This window comes from Pseudomonas thivervalensis, from assembly GCF_001269655.1.
Taxonomy (GTDB): Bacteria; Pseudomonadota; Gammaproteobacteria; order Pseudomonadales; family Pseudomonadaceae; genus Aquipseudomonas; species Aquipseudomonas thivervalensis.
Window position 1 is genome coordinate 66,353 of sequence record NZ_LHVE01000008.1, and the last position, 17,356, is coordinate 83,708.

The following is a 17,356-nucleotide window of genomic DNA, read 5'->3' on the forward strand; positions in this document are numbered from 1 at the left end:
GTCGATGATGAGGTCGACTGACAGGCCGCTATCGCGAGCAAGCTCGCTCCCACAGGGTCATGTGGTGGTTTGGTGAGCGTTAAAGCCCTGCCAGATGCACCACCAGCTTGACGATGCCAAACAGCGTCAAAGCGAAGATCACCGTGAACGCGATCCCTAATATCACGAAGTGACTCGGCTTGCCGTGGGTAAAATCCCGGGCGCGGTTCTTGCCGCTCTGCACGCCGAAAGCGGCGGCCAGCACGCTGTGCATCATCTGCAGCAGGGTCGGCGGTTTGTTGTCGACTGGATCGTCCATAAATCCCTCGTCTGCCATGGGTTTGGGACAAGCATAGACAACCCATGGAAAAAGATCGCAGGCTTCGCCAGCTCCTACAAGAATCCACAAAATCCTGTAGGAGCTGACGAAGCCTGCGATCTTTTTGAGGTGAAGACCCTTAGTTGTCGTAACCCAGATTCGGCGCCAACCAGCGCTCCGTCACACTCAAGTCCTGGCCCTTGCGCGCGGTGTAGCTCTGGACCTGATCCTTGTCGATCTTGCCCACGGCGAAGTATTGCGCCTGGGGATGGGCGAAGTACCAGCCGCTGACCGCCGCCGCCGGGAACATGGCGTAGTGTTCGGTGAGAAACACGCCGCTGCGGCCCGCTTTCATTTCACTGGCCTCGGGATCGAGCAGGCGGAACAGGGTGCTCTTCTCGGTGTGATCCGGGCAGGCCGGATAGCCGGGGGCAGGGCGGATACCGGTGTATTGCTCCTTGATCAAGGCGTCGTTGTCCAGGCTTTCGTCCTTGGCATAACCCCAATGCTCCTTGCGCACCTGCTGGTGCAGCCATTCGGCGCAGGCCTCGGCCAAGCGGTCGGCCAGGGCCTTGACCATGATCGAGTTGTAGTCGTCGCCGGCCTCCTGGTAGGTCTTGGCGACTTCTTCGGCACCGATGCCAGCGGTGGTGATGAAGCCGCCGACGTAGTCGGTCACGCCGCTGTCCTTCGGCGCGACGAAGTCGGCCAGGGAGAAGTTCGGCTTGCCGTCGGTCTTGATGATCTGCTGGCGCAAGTGATGCAGGCGCGCCAGTGGCTTGCCATCCTCGCCATAGACTTCCAGGTCATCGTCATGCACCTGGTTGGCCGGCCAGAAGCCGAACGCGGCGCGGGCGCTGATCAGTTTCTCATCGATCAGCTTGCGCAGCATCGCCCGGGCATCGGCGTACAGCGCCGTGGCCGCTTCGCCGACCACTTCGTCGGTGAGGATGCGCGGGTATTTGCCGGCCAGGTCCCAGGAGATGAAGAACGGGGTCCAGTCGATGTATTCGGCCAGGACGTTCAAGTCGATGTCGTCCAGGACCTTGGCGCCGGTGAAGGTCGGCTTGACCGGCTGATAGCTGCTCCAGTCGAACTGTGGCTTCTTGGCCACGGCGGCGGGGTAGCTCAGGCGCTCGGTGCGGGCGCTGCGGTTGGAGGTGCGTTCGCGCACGTCGATGTAGTCCTGGCGGGTTTTCTCGACGAACGCCGGCTTGAGTTCCTTGGACAGCAACTGGGTTGCCACGCCCACGGCGCGGGAAGCGTCAGTGACGTAGATCACCGCGTCGTTGCTGTACTTGGGCTCGATCTTCACCGCCGTGTGGGCCTTGGAGGTGGTGGCGCCACCAATCATCAGCGGCAGATGGAAGTCCTGGCGCTGCATCTCGCGGGCCACATGCACCATCTCATCCAGGGACGGAGTGATCAGGCCGGACAGGCCGATGATGTCGCATTTCTGTTCCTTGGCCACCTGCAGGATCTTCTCCGCAGGCACCATCACGCCCAGGTCGACGATGTCATAGCCGTTGCAGCCGAGCACCACGCCAACGATGTTCTTGCCGATGTCATGCACGTCGCCCTTGACCGTGGCCATCAGGATCTTGCCCTTGGCCTCCGGCTTGTCGCCTTTTTCCGCTTCGATGAACGGGATCAGGTGGGCCACGGCCTGCTTCATCACGCGAGCGGACTTGACCACTTGGGGCAGGAACATTTTGCCGGCGCCAAACAGGTCGCCAACGATGTTCATGCCAGCCATCAGCGGGCCTTCGATGACCTCGATCGGCCGGGCGAAAGACAGTCGCGATTCCTCGGTGTCTTCAACGATGTGGGTGGTGATGCCCTTGACCAGCGCATGTTCCAGGCGCTTGTTCACTTCCCAGCCGCGCCATTCCTCGGTTTCCGCTTCCTTGACGCTGCCGTCGCCCTTGTACTTGTCGGCGATGGCGAGCAGGGCGTCGGTGCCTTCGGGGGTGCGGTTGAGAATCACGTCTTCCACGGCATCACGCAGCTCCACCGGGATCTGGTCGTAGATCTCCAGTTGGCCGGCGTTGACGATGCCCATGGTCAGGCCCGCGCGGATCGCGTATAGCAGGAACACCGAGTGGATCGCCTCGCGTACCGGGTTGTTGCCGCGGAACGAGAACGACACGTTGGACACGCCGCCCGATGTCAGCGCGTACGGCAGTTCGTCGCGGATGTAGGCGCAGGCGTTGATGAAGTCCACGGCATAGTTGTTGTGTTCTTCGATACCGGTGGCGACGGCGAAGATGTTCGGGTCGAAGATGATGTCTTCCGGCGGGAAGCCGACTTCATTGACCAGGATGTCGTAGGAGCGCTTGCAGATTTCCTTCTTGCGCGCTTCGGTGTCGGCCTGGCCGGCTTCGTCGAAGGCCATCACCACCACGGCGGCGCCGTAGCGCTTGCACAGCTTGGCGTGGTGGATGAACTGCTCGACACCTTCCTTCATGCTGATGGAGTTGACGATGCCCTTGCCCTGGATGCACTTGAGGCCCGCCTCGATCACTTCCCACTTGGAGGAGTCGATCATGATCGGCACCCGGGAAATGTCCGGTTCGCCGGCAATCAGATTGAGGAAGGTCACCATGGCCTTCTTCGAATCGAGCATGCCCTCGTCCATGTTGATGTCGATCACCTGGGCGCCGGCCTCGACCTGTTGAAGGGCCACTTCCAGGGCTTCGGTGTAGTTGTCCTCGCGGATCAGCCGGGCGAACTTGGCGGAGCCGGTGATGTTGGTCCGCTCGCCAACGTTGACGAACAAGGAACTGCGATCGATGGTGAACGGTTCCAGGCCCGACAGGCGGCACGCCCGGGGAATCTCCGGAATCTGCCGCGGCGCGTAGCCGGCCACGGCCTTGGCGATGGCTTCGATGTGGGCCGGGGTGGTGCCGCAGCAGCCGCCGACAATGTTCAGGAAACCACTCTGGGCAAATTCTTCGATGACCTTGGCCGTCTCGGCCGGCAGTTCATCGTATTCGCCGAATTCGTTGGGCAGGCCGGCGTTGGGGTGGGCCGATACGTGGGTGCTGGCCTTGTTCGACAGTTCTTCCAGGTATGGGCGCAGTTCGCTGGCGCCGAGGGCGCAGTTCAGGCCGACCGAGATCGGCTTGGCGTGGGCCACCGAGTTCCAGAAGGCTTCGGTAGTCTGGCCGGAGAGGGTGCGGCCGGAGGCATCGGTGATGGTGCCGGAAATCATGATTGGCAGTTCGACACCCAGCTCTTCGTAGACGCCTTGCACGGCAAAGATCGCCGCCTTGGCGTTCAGCGTGTCGAAGATGGTTTCGATCAGGATCAGGTCGGCGCCGCCTTCGATCAGGCCCTTGGTGGCCTCGGTGTAGTTCTCCACCAGTTCGTCGAAGGTCACGTTGCGGTAGCCGGGGTTGTTCACGTCCGGCGACAGCGAGCAGGTGCGGCTGGTCGGGCCGAGCACGCCGGCGACGAAGCGCGGCTTGTCCGGGGTTTCCAGGGTCTTGGCGTCGGCCACTTTGCGGGCCAGGCGCGCACCTTCCAGGTTCAGCTCGTAGGCCAGGCCCTGCATGCCGTAGTCGGCCTGGGACACCTGGGTGGCGTTGAAGGTGTTGGTCTCCAGGATGTCGGCACCGGCATCCAGGTAGGCTTTTTCAATGGCGCCGATCACGTCGGGACGGCTGAGCACCAGCAAATCGTTGTTGCCCTTGACGTCGCTCGGCCAATCAGCAAAACGCTTGCCGCGGTAGTCCTGCTCTTCCAGCTTGTAGCTCTGGATCATCGTGCCCATGCCGCCGTCGAGGATCAGGATACGTTCCTTGAGGGCTTGCTGGAGAAGATAAAGGCGAGCGCTGCGATCAGACATAGGACTACCTGGAAAAAAAGACCATTACGAAGGCCGGGATGATAGCAAACCTGCGCAGGATTTGATCATGAGGGGCTTTTGCATGAATATCGCTCATGTTTGCAAGGCGGTGCTGGCCCGGTAGAATCGCCCGATTATCTCTTAGGGCCCCGAGACATGCCGTACCGCGTCTTATTCGGCAGTCTGTTGCTGCTGTTGTCTTTTAGCGCAGCCGCCGGGAATTCCACTCCCGCGATCTCCTACAGCCGCGACATCCAGCCGATCTTCACGGAAAAATGCGTGGCCTGTCATGCCTGCTACGACTCCGCCTGCCAGTTGAACCTGGGCAGTGGCGAAGGCGCGGCACGGGGCGCGAGCAAGGTGTCGGTGTATGACGGCGAGCGGCGCCAGGCGGCCGACCCGACCCGCTTGTTCTATGACGCCTGGGGCCCGCGCGCCTGGCAGCGCAAGGGCTTCTATTCAGTGCTTGACGCCCAGGGCAGCCAGGCTGCGTTGATGGCGCGCATGCTGGAGTTGGGCCACCGCACGCCGTTGCAGCCCAACGCCAAGCTGCCGGAAGAGATCGTCCTGGGCCTCGATCGTGACAACAGTTGCGCGATGCCGGGTCAATTCGACGAATACGCAGGTGCCCATCCCAGGGAAGGCATGCCCCTGGCCGTCACCGGTCTGACCGACCAGCAATACCAGACCCTGCAGCGCTGGTTGGCCGCAGGCGCCCCGATCGATCAGCAAGCCCTGGCCCCAAGCGCTGCTGAAGCCTTGCAGGTGGTGCAATGGGAAAACCTGCTCAATGCCCCGGGCGCCCGGGAAAGCCTGGTGGCCCGCTGGTTGTTCGAACATTGGTTCCTGGCGCACATTTATTTCAAGGGCGGCGAGCCGGGGCATTTCTTCCAATGGGTCCGTTCGCGCACGCCCACCGGCCAGCCCATCGACCTGATCAACACCCGCCGCCCGAACGATGATCCCGGCACCCGCGTCTACTATCGGCTCTGGCCGGTGCAAGGGGTGATCGTGCACAAGACCCACATCACCTACGGCTTGAGTGCGGCGAAGATGGCGCGCATCAAGAGCCTGTTCTACAGCGGCAAGTGGCAGGTCACCGCGTTGCCGGGCTACGGTCCGGAGCGCCGGGCCAACCCGTTCTCCACCTTCGAAGCGATCCCGGCCCAGGCCCGCTACCAGTTCATGCTCGATAACGCCGAGTACTTCGTGCGTACGTTCATTCGCGGGCCGGTGTGCCGGGGCCAGATCGCCACGGACGTGATCCGCGACAATTTCTGGGCGCTGTTCCAGGCCCCCGAGCACGACCTGTACATCACCGATCCGAACTACCGCGGCCAGGCCACGCCGTTGCTGGCGATGCCGGGCCAGAACGACGACGTGGGCAGCGTCGTCAGCCTGTGGCTCGACTACCGTGACAAGCGCAACGAGTACGAAGCCTTGCGCCGTGACAACTATGCCGAGCTGCCAGCGCCGAGCTGGTCGACGCTGTGGGCCGGCAACGACAACGCGCTGCTGAGCATTTTCCGGCATTTCGACAGTGCTTCGGTCACCAAGGGGTTGATCGGCGAGGTGCCACAGACGATGTGGCTGTTCGACTTCCCGTTGCTGGAGCGTACCTATTACCAGCTGGCGGTGAATTTCGACGTGTTCGGCAACGTCTCCCACCAGGCCCAGACCCGGCTGTATTTCGACTTGATCCGCAACGGTGCGGAGCAGAACTTCCTGCGCCTGATGCCGGCTGATTCCCGTGAAGGCTACCTGGACGATTGGTACCAGGACGGCGGCAAGGTCAAGATGTGGCTCGATTACGAGGCTATCGACGATGACAAACCGACCGCCCTCAAGCTTGACGAACACGACCCCAAGCGCGATTTCGCCCAGCAACTGCTCGCCCGTTATGGGGAGCTGAACGCGCATCCGGATCCCATCAACCGCTGCGACGGTGCCTACTGCTCGCGCCCGAACATCGACCCGGCGCTGCAAAACGCCGAGCAGGCCCTCAGCCGGCTGGTGTCGCGCCCGGCGGCGGGGCTCAAGGTGATCGACCAACTGCCGGAAGCGACCTTGCTGCGCATCGAAACCACCAGCGGTCATCGGGAGATCTATAGCCTGCTGCGCAATCGTGCCCACAGCAACGTCGCGTTCCTGTTGGGCGAGGAGCGGCGCTACCAGCCAGGGCTGGACACGCTGACGGTCTACCCAGGGGTGCTCAGCAGCTATCCGAACTTCATGTTCAACATCCCGGCCGTGCAAGTGCCGGCCTTCGTCGAAGCCATGCAAGGCGCCCAGGATGTGTCGGCGTTCGAGCGGATTATCGAGCGCTGGGGGGTTCGCCGCAGCCACCCGCAGTTCTGGGACTACTTCCATGACCTGAGCCAATACATCCAGGAGACGGAGCCCGTTGAAAGCGGTGTACTGGACATGAATCGCTACCAGAACCTCTGATCGACAGCGCCGGCGGCAAACCCCGTGCCGCCGGGCGCTTTCCTGACAAAAATACTGGGACTTTGTCCGGCGCGATGATTGGCGTAAACTGCCGGCAAGCCTGCGAGGAGTTTCCATGACCGCCATTACCATTACCGATGCCGCCCACGATTACCTGGCCGACCTGCTGTCCAAGCAGAACACCCCAGGTATCGGGATCCGCATCTTCATCACCCAGCCCGGCACCCAGTACGCAGAGACGTGCATTGCCTACTGCAAGCCGGGAGAAGAAAAACCCGAAGACACCGCGCTGGGGCTCAAGAGCTTCACCGCGTACATCGATTCGTTCAGCGAAGCTTTCCTGGACGATGCGGTCGTCGACTACGCCACCGACCGCATGGGCGGCCAACTGACCATCAAGGCGCCGAACGCCAAAGTGCCGATGGTCAATGCCGACAGCCCGGTCAACGAGCGCATCAATTATTACCTGCAAACCGAAATCAACCCGGGGCTGGCCAGCCACGGCGGCCAGGTTTCGCTGATCGACGTGGTGGAAGACGGCATCGCCGTGCTCCAGTTCGGCGGCGGTTGCCAGGGCTGCGGCCAGGCCGACGTGACCTTGAAGGAAGGCATCGAGCGCACCTTGCTCGAGCGCATTCCGGAGCTCAAGGGCGTGCGCGACGTGACCGACCATACGCAGAAAGAAAACGCCTACTACTGATAGGTGTTCGCTGCGCACAAAACACTGTGGCAAGGGCGCTTGCTGTGGCGAGGGAGCTTGCTCCCGCTCGATTGCGAAGCAATCGCCAGGTAATCGATGCATTCTCGTGATGATGCAGGGGTTGCCTGGGGACCGCTTCGCGGTCCAGCGGGAGCAAGCTCCCTCGCCACAAAAGCTTCAGTGATCGGCTCGTAACTCGTCGACTTCTGTGGGAGCGAGCTTGCTCGCGATAGCGGTGGGTCAGCTTGCGATGATGTTGAATGTGCCTTTGTCATCGCGAGCAAGCTCGCTCCCACAAGGGACAGTGATGAGTCAGGGGCGATAGAGATGCGCATGCCCGGCGCGGTACAGCGAAGATTCGCTGAACACATCGTTGCCCAGCACCCGTCCCACCAGAATCAGCGCCGTGCGGCGAAAGCCCTTGGCTTGCACCTTTGCCGCGATATCGTCCAACGTCCCTATCACCCAATCCTGGTCTGGCCAGGTCGCCCGGTGGATCACCGCAATCGGACAATCGGCGCCGTAGTGGGGCAGCAGTTCGTCGACGATCTTTTCCAGATGATTGACCCCCAGGTGAATCGCCATGGTCGCGCCGTGCTGCGCCAGGCTGCCCAGTTCCTCCCCGGCGGGCATCGGGGATTTGTCGGCGTAACGGGTGAGGATCAGGCTTTGGGAGATGTCCGGCAAGGTCAGTTCGGCGCCCAGGAGAGCGGCGCAGGCTGAGGTCGCGGTCACGCCCGGGATGATTTCGAACGGGATGTCCAGTTCCCGCAAACAACGAATCTGCTCGCCGATGGCACCGTAAAGGCTCGGGTCGCCGGAATGCACCCGGGCCACGTCCTGGCCCTTGAGATGGGCGTTTCTGATCAATTCGATGATCTGTTCCAGGTGCAGCTCGGCACTGTTGATCACCTGTTCGGCACGGTGGCCCTCAAGGACGGCGGTCGGCACCAGCGAGCCGGCATAGATGATCACGGCGCACTGGCGGATCAGTCGCTGGCCCTTGACGGTGATGAGGTCCGGGTCGCCGGGGCCGGCGCCGATGAAGTACACGGTCATGACCGGCTCCTGTGGAAGGTGGGTGAGCGTCGCCCAGATGAAAATCGCTCATGATCCTGGGCGCCGATTATCGGGATTTACGCGACGACCGCCAATGCCAACGTGCTTTGGGGGCCTTTCTGTCGGGGGATCAGCAATGTTGACGGCGTGGTGCCCAGCTGGTCGGCCAAGGCCAGGGCGGCGCTTTCGGCGATGCCGTAGCAACCGGTTCGCTCGAAGGCGATCGCGGAGCGGTGACTGAGCCGCTGCTCGTACTCGGCCAATTGTTCGACGCTGAAGCAGGTCAGCGGCAGGGCCAGTTGCCCGGCCAGTTCCAACAGTCCGGGCTCGTCACGCTTGAAGTCGATACTGGCCAGGGCCCGTACCTGGTGCAGCCCGATGCCGTGGGCCAGCAACGTCTGTTCGAGCAGGGCCCGCAGCGTGCTGGCCGGGCAACCGCGCTGGCAGCCCAGGCCGATCACCAGGATCGGCGCGGCGCTCATGCGTCGTGGTGGGCCTGGCCGTCACGGCGAAACAGCCAGGCGCTGATCAGGCCCAGGGCCAGCCAGAACGCGACGTTGGTCACCTGCGAGGCAATCTTGAATTGGCTCTCAAGCGCTTCGGGCGCCAGCATCGAATGGACGTCGGGCTGTGGCGCACCGATGACGTGGGGCACCAGCAACGTCGCCGCGCCCAGCACCTTGAGCAGCCAATGCCGGCCGAAGACGACCAAGGCAATACCCACCGCCGTGGACGCCGCGGTGCCAATCCACCACATCTGCCGCTGGGCCAGGTCGGCCGCCGCGGTGCCGGGCAATTCCGGGGGCAGGCCGAGGGTCGGTGCCAGGACGAACGTGGCATAACCGGCCAAGCCCCAGAGCAGGCCTTGGGAAGTGCGAGTCGGTGCGCGCAAGGTGTACAAGCCGGCCAGCATCAGGGCAAAACCCACGGCCACCACCAGGTTGCCGCCGGTGGTGGACAGTACCCGCTGCCAGCCGTCTTCCGGTTCCCAGGCTTCGGCGTCATGGGTATGCGCGGCCCCGGCGGCGTGTTCATGGACTTCGGTCGCCGGGGCCTTCTCGAAGGTTTCGGCCTGGAGAATCAGCGGCGACACCCAGAAGCTTTGCAACAGGGTCAGCAGCAGGGCGGCCAGCAAGCCGCTGAAACCGGCGGTCTGGGCGATACGCTTGATCATGTCGTCGGTTCTCAATGGCACGGAAAGGCGGCGCTGTGGCGGGTGTCGTGGGCGGCGTTATGCACCGCTTCGATGTGGGAGAAGCCGGCGAAATAGACCAGCCCCGCACCCAGGATCGAAGCCAGGATCGCGGCGCTCAGGCGTTGGCTCAAGGTGGTGGTGCTGCTGGCGGAGCGGGCGGTGCTGCTGATGGTCGACATGGCGCTTCCCTCTGTTTTGGTTCCGTGGGAGATGCGAGCGCGATGAGACCCGGGCGAAAGCCCGCCAAGGTTCGAACAGCGCCCGCCCACCGCGGGTTTGTTGATGCATGAGTCATGGGCCGGTCTCCGGGCTCACGAGGGGCCGGGCTTGTGCCTGGCCTGCAAGCGTCACCCTTCCCATGTCCGTGGACACAGTGGTTCAGACGCTTCGCTCGCTTACCGTTGCGGGGGCAGCACCGGACTGACGTGGCTTTGGAGTAAAGCACACGATTCACCGGTTTCCCGTTTCACCCTGTGAAGGGCACCCATTACAAGGCGCACAGGAGAGCATGGGCAGGGGGAGGGCGTCAATGCACAAGGGCCGCGGCGAGCGGGCTGTTGTGGCGAGGGAGCTTGCTCCCGCTGGGCAGCGCAGCGGCCCCGGCTCTTTACGGTCGCTGCGCAACCGAGCGGGAGCAAGCTCCCTCGCCACAACAGCGTCCGGCATATTACTTGCGGAGATTGACCCGCCTCCACACCCTGCGTAGCCTTGCGCCTTCGAGGTTCTTCGGCATGCGCCGAAGCTAAGAAGGGAACGCGGTCAAAGCCGCGGCTGCCCCCGCAACTGTGAACGGTGAGGTTTCTGCAAGGCCACTGTGCATGTCCTTTTATCAAAGGCGCACGGGAAGGCGCAGCAATTGCCAGTCTGAAGACCGGCCCGCCGTCAGCCAGGAGACCTGCCTCGAAACAGATTCTCACTACAACCGGGCGGGGTGATCCGGTGGCGAAATCTTCCGCGCGCGCCTGTGCCAGCGGTTGTCGTCCCGTTTGCCCGCCACCTTGCCAAAGGGCATCCGATGAAAACACTGGCCAAACTCCCCGTCACCATCGTCACCGGCTTCCTCGGCTCGGGTAAAACCACCTTGCTGCGGCACATGCTCGACAACGCCCAGGGCCGGCGCATCGCCGTGATCGTCAACGAGTTCGGCGAGCTGGGCATCGACGGTGAGATCCTCAAGCAGTGCACCATCGGTTGCACCGAAGAAGAAGCCAGCGGCCGCGTCTACGAACTGGCCAACGGTTGCCTGTGCTGCACGGTGCAGGAAGAGTTCTTCCCGGTGATGCGTGAACTGGTCGCCCGGCGTGGCGACCTTGACCATATCCTGATCGAAACCTCCGGCCTGGCCCTGCCCAAGCCGCTGGTCCAGGCCTTCCAGTGGCCGGAAATCCGCAGCGCCTGCACCGTCGACGCGGTCATCACCGTGGTCGACAGCCCGGCCGTGGCCGCCGGTACCTTCGCTGCCTTCCCCGACCAGGTCGACGCCCAGCGCAAACTCGACCCGAACCTGGATCACGAATCGCCGCTGCACGAACTGTTTGCCGACCAACTGGCCAGCGCCGACCTGGTGATCCTCAACAAGGCTGATCTGATCAGCCCTGAAGACCTGGCCAAGGTGCGCCTGGAAGTCGCCGAAGAACTGCCACCGGCGGTCAAGGTCATCGAAGCCAGCAGCGGTCGCCTGCCGCTGGACGTGTTGATCGGCCTGGGCGCCGGTTCCGAAGAGCACATCGATGGCCGCCACAGCCATCACGACCATCATCACGATGGCGACGATGACGACCACGATCATGACGCCTTCGACTCCATTTCCATCGAACTGCCCCAGGCCGACGAAAGCCTGTTGCTGGACGCGCTGACGCAACTGGTGGTCCAGCACGGCGTGCTGCGGGTCAAGGGTTTCGCGGCGATCCCGAACAAACCGATGCGCCTGTTGATCCAGGGTGTCGGCACGCGTTTCGACAAACATTTTGACCGCCAGTGGGGCGCCGACGAAGCGCGGGTCACCCGTCTGGTGCTGATTGGCCAGGCGCTCGATGCCGCGCTGCTCGAAGCGCAGTTGCGCGCCGCCCTCAGCGCCTAAGCCATGCACCTGCTCAGGACCCAGCCCGGCGGTTTCGTGTCGGATGACAACATTGCCGATTTGGGGCAAACCCCCGCCGAACTGGTGATCCTGTGCAGCGGCGACTCCAGCCTGGCGCTGCTGGCCGAAGCGGCGAAGCAGTTGCCGGGTGATTATCCGCAGTTTCGCCTCGCCAACCCGATGCAGGTGCAGAACCACGCCTCGGTGGATCTGTATTTCGAGGACGTGCTGCAATACGCCAAGGTCATCCTGTTGTCGCTGCACGGCGGCATTGGCTATTGGCGCTACGGCATCGAGCGCCTGATGGAATTGGCCGGGCGCGGGGTGAAGCTGATCCTGGTGCCGGGGGATGATCGACCGGACCCGGAGCTCAGTGACCTGAGCAACGTGGCCGTCGAGGACCGCGACCGGCTCTGGCAGTTTTTGCGCCAGGGCGGCCTGGGCAATGCCTTGGACCTGTTCCACAACCTCGGCAATCAATGGTTCGGCCGTGATTATCCATGGGCCGAGCCGCAGGCCCTGCCACGCACGGCGATCTATCACCCGCTAAAAACCAGCGCCAGCCTCGGCGATTGGCAAGCCGACTGGCAGGCCGACACACCGGTGGCGGCAGTGCTGTTTTATCGCTCCCACCTGCAAGCGGCGAACACCGCATTCATCGACGTGTTTTGCCAGCGCCTTCAAGCGGCGGGGCTCAATCCGCTGCCGATTGCCGTGGCCAGCCTCAAGGAGCCGGCTTGCCTTGCGCGGGTCGAGGACTGGCTGGACGAGGTCGAAGCGGCGGTGATCCTCAACACCACCGGCTTCGCTCAATCCAGTCCCGAAGCCCCGCATTTACGGCCGTTTCGCCGTAATATCCCGGTGATCCAGGCCATTTGCGCCCAGGACAACGAACCCGGCTGGCGTGCCAGCGAGCAGGGCTTGGGACCGCGGGACCTGGCGATGCACATTGCCTTGCCGGAACTGGACGGGCGGATCATCAGCCGCCCGATCAGTTTCAAGGACCTGGCCTGGCGCAGCGAGCGCAGCCAGAGCGACGTGGTCTGCTACCGGGCCGCGCCCGAGCGCATGGATTTTGTCGCCGAACTGGCCCAGCGCTGGACCACCCTGGCACGCCTGCCCAATGGGCAAAAGCGTGTGGCGCTGATCCTTGCCAACTACCCGACCCGGGACGGGCGCATCGGCAATGGCGTCGGCCTGGACACCCCGGCGGCAGCCTTGAATATCCTGCGGGCCCTGCAGGCGGAGGGCTATCCGCTGCCGGCCGAGCTGCCAGCGAGCGGTACTGCGTTGATCCAACAGTTGCTCGGCGGGGTCAGTAACGACCTGGACAGCCTCGACCTGCGTCCGTGTCACCAGAGCCTGGCCCTCGATGCCTACCAGGCCTTGTTCGCCGCGCTGCCCGAGGCCAATCGCCAAGCGGTGCTGGCGCGCAGGGGCTCGCCCGAGCAGGACCCGATGTTCCGCGACGGGCGCCTGATGGTCGCCGGCCTGCGCCTGGGCCTGACGTTCGTCGGCATCCAGCCGGCGCGGGGTTATCAGGTCGATCCGAGTGCGGTGTACCACGACCCGGACCTGGTGCCGCCCCACGGCTATCTGGCGTTTTATTTCTGGTTGCGCCACACCTACGGCGTCCACGCAGTGATCCACGTCGGCAAGCACGGCAACCTCGAATGGCTGCCGGGCAAGGGCGTCGGGCTCTCGGAAAACTGCTGGCCGGATGTGCTGCTGGGGCCGCTGCCGAATATCTATCCGTTCATCGTCAACGACCCGGGCGAGGGCGCCCAGGCCAAGCGGCGCACCCAGGCGGTGATCATCGACCACCTGATGCCGCCGCTGACCCGGGCCGAAACCTATGGGCCGCTGCGTAACCTCGAGCTGCTGGCCGACGAATACTACGAGGCGCAATTGCTCGATCCGCGCCGCGCCCGGGAACTGCAACGGGACATCCTCAACCTGGTACGCGAGACGCACATCGATCGCGAACTGCAACTGGATGCCGGCCTCGACAGCGATGCCGACGCGGCGATCTGGCTGCCACGCCTCGACACTTACCTGTGCGACTTGAAGGAATCGCAGATCCGCGACGGCCTGCACATTTTTGGAGAATCACCCAGCGGGCGGCTGCGCATCGACACGTTGCTGGCGTTGCTGCGCATTCCCCGGGGCGACGGCAAAGGCGCGCAGTCGAGCCTGCTACGGGCGCTGGCCAAGGCGTTCGGGCTGGGTTTCGATCCGCTGGACTGTGTCTTGGCCGAGCCCTGGACGGGCGAGTGTCCCGAGGCGTTGCGTCAGGTCAGCGCCGAGCCTTGGCGTACTGCCGGCGATACCCGCGAGCGCCTGGAGCTGTTCGCGGCGCAGTTGATCGGGCAGGCACTGGACGGCGCGTTCGAACCATTGGCGGGGGCGGGCTGGGAAACGGTCTGCGATATCATTGAAAATCTGCGCTCCGTCGTCGCCCCGCGTCTGGACGCCTGCGGCCCGGCGGAAATACGTGGCCTGCTCGATGCCTTGGGCGGGCGCTTCGTGCCGGCCGGCCCAAGCGGCGCGCCGAGCCGCGGCCGCCTCGATGTGCTGCCCACCGGGCGCAACTTCTTCTCGGTGGACGTGCGCAACCTGCCCACTACCACGGCGTGGCGCATCGGTTTCCAGTCGGCGAACCTGATCCTTGAGCGGCACCTCCAAGACCACGGCGACCACCTGCGCCAGCTCGGCCTGTCGGTGTGGGGCACGGCCACCATGCGCACCGGTGGCGATGACATCGCCCAGGCCATGGCATTGATGGGCGTGCGTCCGGTGTGGGCCACCGGCAGCCAGCGGGTCGACGACTTCGAGATCCTGCCGCTGAGCCTGCTGGACCGGCCTCGGGTCGATGTCACGTTGCGCGTGTCCGGGTTCTTCCGGGACGCCTTTGCCAACCTGATCCGCTTGTTCGACGCCGCCGTACAGGCCGTCGCCGCCCTCGATGAACCGGACGACATGAACCCCTTGGCAGCCAAGGTCCGCAGCGAATGCGAAGCCTTGCTGGCGTCGGGCCTTGAGCCGGATACCGCAGCGCGCCAGGCTGGCTGGCGGATCTTCGGTGCCAAGCCCGGTGCCTACGGCGCGGGCGTGCAGGGCGCGATTGACGGTCGCCTGTGGCAGAGTCGCGAGGACCTGGCCGAGGTGTACCTGAACTGGGGCGGCTACGCCTACGGCGCCAGCGATGAAGGCACCGCCGCCCGGGAGCAGTTCTCCCGGCGCTTGAGCCAGGTCCAGGCGGTGTTGCAGAACCAGGACAACCGCGAGCACGACTTGCTCGACTCCAACGATTACTACCAGTTCCAGGGCGGCATGCTGGCGGCGGTCGAGACCCTCAGTGGTGATGCGGCGGCCAGTTACCATGGCGATCACAGCCAGCCGGACCTGCCCAGGATTCGTACCCTGAAGGAAGAGCTCAACCGCGTCATCCGTTCGCGCGCGGCCAATCCGAAGTGGATCGACGGCGTGAAGCGGCACGGCTATAAAGGCGCGTTCGAACTGGCGGCGACGATGGACAACCTGTTTGCCTTCGACGCCACTACGCAGTTGATCGATGATCACCAGTACGCCTTGCTGGCCGATGCCTACCTGCTCGACCCGGACACCCGCGATTTCGTCCGCCAGCACAACCCCGACGCCCTGCGGGACATGACCGAGCGCATGCTTGAGGCGCAGCAGCGGGGGATGTGGCAGGCGCCGGGCGAGTATCGCGAGGCGCTGGAGAATTTGTTGTTGGACATTGAAGAAGATGGCTGAGGTACCTGTGTGGCGAGGGAGCTTGCTCCCGCTGGGTTGCGCTGTAGGAGCTGCCGAAGGCTGCGATCTTTTGATCTTTTGCTTGAGACTCAAATGGCAGGGGAAAGATCGCAGCCTCGTTGCACTCGACAGCTCCTACACAGACCAGCGGGAGCAAGCTCCCTCGCCACAGGGGACTATCGAACACTCATGAGACATTCAACATGACCCACACCCCCCATTTCCCACTCTCTGCCGTGGTCGGCGCCGATGACCTGAAACTTGCCCTGTGCCTGGCCGCGATCGATCCGAAAATCGGCGGTGTGCTGATCGAAGGCCCGCGGGGCATGGCCAAGTCCACGTTGGCCCGGGGCCTGGCGGACCTGCTGGCCAGCGGTCAGTTCGTCACCTTGCCCCTCGGTGCGACCGAAGAGCGGCTGGTGGGCACCCTGGACCTGGACGCGGCTCTGGGGGAAGGGCGCGCGCAGTTTTCTCCCGGTGTGCTGGCCAAGGCCGACGGTGGTGTGCTCTACGTGGATGAAGTGAACCTGCTGCCCGATCACCTGGTGGATCTGTTGCTGGATGTGGCCGCCAGCGGCACCAACCTGATCGAGCGCGATGGCATCTCCCATCGGCATCCGGCGCGCTTTGTGCTGATCGGCACCATGAACCCGGAAGAGGGCGAGTTGCGCCCGCAACTGCTCGACCGGTTTGGCCTGAACGTCGCCCTCGACGGTCACACCGCACCCACTGAACGTGGCCAGATCATCCGCCGGCGGTTGGATTTCGACAGCGATCCACTGGTGTTCTGCAGCGAGTGGGAGACGGCCCAGCAGCAGTTGCGCGAACGTTGCCAACAGGCACGCGAGCGCTTGGCCGGGATCGCCCTCGACGATGCGGCGCTGGCGCAGATCACCGAGCGTTGTTTTGCCGCCGGTGTCGATGGCTTGCGCGCCGACCTGGTCTGGCTGCGGGCGGCTCGGGCCCATGCGGCCTGGCGCGGCGCCGCTGCGATTGCCAACGAAGACATCGATGCGGTCGCCGAGTTTGCCTTGCGGCACCGGCGGCGTGGGCATTCGGCACCGGCGCCGTCCCAGGCGCCGACGGGCGCGGAAAAAACTGCTGAGCCCAACGAAGGCCAGGGCCAGTGGGGCGACCTGCCTGCCCGGGCGTTGCCGACCGGGGCCCGGCGCGATGTGCCGAGCTGGCCAAAAAAGCCCTAGGCATTCGCCCCCGTTCGCCGGCGGGGGCGAATGCCAGACCCCGTGCCGGGCGACTCGACCAGGGCCGCCAGGGCCGGAGCAAAGCGGCGGCCAGCGGTGCGGTGAACTGGCTGGGGACGTTGCTCAATGGCCGGCCACGCCGGCATGAAGACTTGCACTGGCACGCTCGCCATCGCTCACCCCATGAGCTGTGGCTGGTGATCGTCGATGCGTCGGCCTCGACCCGTCGTCATCGCGCCTTGAGTGACGGCAAAGGCCTGTTGGCGCAACTGTTCGACGACGCCTACCGACAACGGGCCCGCCTGGCGCTGTTGACGGCCAGCGGCACGCAGCCGAACTGGCAGGTGCAAGGGCTCAAGGCCTCGGCGGGCCTGCGCGACTGGCTCGATGGCCTGGGCGCGGGTGGCGGAACGCCATTGCTGGCGGCGCTGAATGAGGCCGGGCACTGGTTGGTGGCGCGGCGCAAGCGCTATCCGGCGGAGCAGCAGCGGGTGTTGGTGATGACCGACGGACGCGTCAAGGAGGGGCTTTCACTGCCGTTTCTCGATTGCCCGTGCCTGTTGATCGACATCGAAAGAGGCCCGGTTCGCCTGGGTCGGGCCCGGCAGTTGGCGGGGCGGTTAGGGGCTGAGTATTGGCATATTGATGAAGGGGGTTCTAGCTGAGATTTGCGGTGGTCTATCTGGCCTCATCGCGAGCAGGCTCGCTCCCACATTGGTCTGTTGTGAACACACAGCCAATGGACAC

12 protein-coding genes and 2 riboswitches are annotated in these 17,356 nt (G+C 64.2%); of the genes, 6 read left to right on the forward strand and 6 right to left on the reverse strand.

Annotation, left to right across the window (positions count from 1 at the left end):
* Nucleotides 1–79: 79 nt before the first annotated feature.
* The gene (locus AD659_RS12080) at nt 80–298 is read right to left on the reverse strand and encodes a DUF2970 domain-containing protein (protein ID WP_024781254.1); all 219 of its coding nucleotides are present in this window, start codon (nt 296–298) and stop codon (nt 80–82) included.
* Between the two features lie 139 nt (nt 299–437).
* Nucleotides 438–4,148, reverse strand: a complete 3,711-nt coding sequence (metH, locus tag AD659_RS12085) for a methionine synthase (protein ID WP_053121488.1) — start codon at nt 4,146–4,148, stop codon at nt 438–440.
* 156 nt (nt 4,149–4,304) lie between these two features.
* Between metH and AD659_RS12090 the strand changes: the two genes are divergently transcribed.
* Together AD659_RS12090 and nfuA are read left to right on the forward strand one after the other, a co-directional pair.
* Complete coding sequence (locus tag AD659_RS12090; RefSeq protein WP_053121489.1) at nt 4,305–6,596, forward strand: fatty acid cis/trans isomerase; 2,292 nt, start codon at nt 4,305–4,307, stop codon at nt 6,594–6,596.
* A 115-nt stretch (nt 6,597–6,711) separates the two neighbouring features.
* Nucleotides 6,712–7,296: a Fe-S biogenesis protein NfuA gene (gene nfuA, locus AD659_RS12095; protein WP_003182850.1), complete on the forward strand. Its 585-nt coding sequence runs from the start codon at nt 6,712–6,714 to the stop codon at nt 7,294–7,296.
* Nucleotides 7,297–7,608: 312 nt separating this feature from the next.
* Here nfuA and cobM read toward each other — a convergent pair whose 3' ends face one another.
* The 4 genes from cobM to AD659_RS12115 all read right to left on the reverse strand — a co-directional run bounded on the left by cobM (nt 7,609) and on the right by AD659_RS12115 (nt 9,729).
* On the reverse strand, nt 7,609–8,355 hold the full coding sequence (gene cobM / locus AD659_RS12100; protein ID WP_053121491.1) for a precorrin-4 C(11)-methyltransferase: 747 nt from the start codon (nt 8,353–8,355) through the stop codon (nt 7,609–7,611).
* 77 nt (nt 8,356–8,432) lie between these two features.
* Nucleotides 8,433–8,837 carry a cobalamin biosynthesis protein gene (locus tag AD659_RS12105; protein WP_053121493.1) on the reverse strand — a complete coding sequence of 135 codons (405 nt, stop codon included), beginning with the start codon at nt 8,835–8,837 and terminating at the stop codon, nt 8,433–8,435.
* Entirely contained in the window at nt 8,834–9,529 is a 696-nt protein-coding gene (locus AD659_RS12110) for a CbtA family protein (RefSeq protein WP_053121495.1), read from the reverse strand. The genes AD659_RS12105 and AD659_RS12110 overlap by 4 nt, the downstream gene beginning before the upstream one ends.
* Nucleotides 9,530–9,540: 11 nt before the next feature.
* Nucleotides 9,541–9,729: a CbtB domain-containing protein gene (locus tag AD659_RS12115; protein ID WP_053121497.1), complete on the reverse strand. Its 189-nt coding sequence runs from the start codon at nt 9,727–9,729 to the stop codon at nt 9,541–9,543.
* Between the two features lie 100 nt (nt 9,730–9,829).
* A riboswitch (cobalamin riboswitch) is annotated at nt 9,830–10,053 on the reverse strand.
* Between the two features lie 199 nt (nt 10,054–10,252).
* Nucleotides 10,253–10,467, forward strand: a riboswitch (cobalamin riboswitch).
* A gap of 98 nt (nt 10,468–10,565) precedes the next feature.
* On the opposite strand from AD659_RS12115, the gene cobW reads away from it, so the two are divergent.
* The 4 genes from cobW (at nt 10,566) to AD659_RS12135 (ending at nt 17,274) form a co-directional block, all read left to right on the forward strand.
* Entirely contained in the window at nt 10,566–11,630 is a 1,065-nt protein-coding gene (cobW, locus tag AD659_RS12120) for a cobalamin biosynthesis protein CobW (RefSeq protein ID WP_053121499.1), read from the forward strand.
* Between the two features lie 3 nt (nt 11,631–11,633).
* Nucleotides 11,634–15,407 carry a cobaltochelatase subunit CobN gene (cobN, locus tag AD659_RS12125; RefSeq protein WP_053121501.1) on the forward strand — a complete coding sequence of 1,258 codons (3,774 nt, stop codon included), beginning with the start codon at nt 11,634–11,636 and terminating at the stop codon, nt 15,405–15,407.
* A 203-nt stretch (nt 15,408–15,610) separates the two neighbouring features.
* Nucleotides 15,611–16,609, forward strand: a complete 999-nt coding sequence (locus AD659_RS12130; RefSeq protein ID WP_053121504.1) for a magnesium chelatase ATPase subunit I — start codon at nt 15,611–15,613, stop codon at nt 16,607–16,609.
* Between the two features lie 101 nt (nt 16,610–16,710).
* A complete protein-coding gene (locus tag AD659_RS12135; RefSeq protein ID WP_082343546.1) occupies nt 16,711–17,274 on the forward strand; it encodes a vWA domain-containing protein in 564 nt (187 codons plus the stop codon).
* Nucleotides 17,275–17,356: the final 82 nt, after the last annotated feature.